The sequence below is a fragment of the Rahnella perminowiae genome (assembly GCF_019049755.1).
GTDB lineage: Bacteria > Pseudomonadota > Gammaproteobacteria > Enterobacterales > Enterobacteriaceae > Rahnella > Rahnella perminowiae.
In genome coordinates, this window is the sequence record NZ_JAFMOS010000140.1 from 1 (window position 1) to 990 (window position 990).

The following is a 990-nucleotide window of genomic DNA, read 5'->3' on the forward strand; positions in this document are numbered from 1 at the left end:
CTCAGAGAGAGTTCTAAGTTCTCAGGTGAAAAACATAGAAGATATTGTAGAAAACGAAGTAATTAATTCATTCCACATATGGGATATAAGCCGTCTTCATAGACAAGCTTCCTCGCAAGGCCAAAAAGAATCTATAGAAATTGACCTTATGAGTCTTTTTGGAAACGGCCTCCCGTGCTTACCAGCTCACATGGGCGGTGATGCACTTGAGTCTTACTTAGTAGTCATTCCTGGAAAGGTACTATCCTCAATTTATGAAAAATATGATGCACGTTTATTAGAACAAAATGTGCGTTGTTTTTTACAAGCTAAAGGATCGGTAAACAAGGGGATAAAATCGACTATTTTAAATGAACCTGATATGTTCTTTTCTTATAATAATGGAATTACTGCGACTGCAAAAAAAATAGATACACTAAGCACTGACCAAGGATTATTAATAACGGCTATCAGTGATCTTCAGATTGTAAACGGTGGGCAAACAACGGCGTCGTTATTTCATACTCAACATAAGGAGAAGGCATCTCTCGATAAAGTGTTCGTTCAAATGAAACTCTCAATTGTTGACCAAAGTAAAAGCGAAGAGTTTGTCCCTAAAATATCTGAATATGCAAATACACAAAATCGCGTAAATGCAGCTGACTTTTTCTCTAATCATCCTTTCCATATCAGGATGCAAGAATTTTCGAGAAAATTATGGGCTCCGGCAAAACAAGGCGAACTAAGGGAAACTAAATGGTTTTATGAAAGGGCTCGTGGCCAATATGCTAACGAACTAACTAATATGAACAAGAGAGAGCAAACCGAATTTAAGTCTCGAAATCCTAAAAATCAAATGTTTACTAAAACTGATTTAGCAAAATATGAAAATGTATGGGATGAACATCCAAAATGGGTAAATTTAGGAGCGCAAAAAAACTTTACTCAATATGCATCACGTATTGCTCAAGAATGGAAATCAAAATCTGATGTGATTAATGAGTATTACTA

The 990-nt window shown here is 35.8% G+C and carries 1 protein-coding gene; it reads left to right on the forward strand.

Going from position 1 to position 990, the window contains the following annotated elements; genetic code table 11:
* On the forward strand, positions 1-990 hold a 990-nt coding region (locus tag J1785_RS00750), incomplete at both ends, for an AIPR family protein (RefSeq protein ID WP_217218571.1).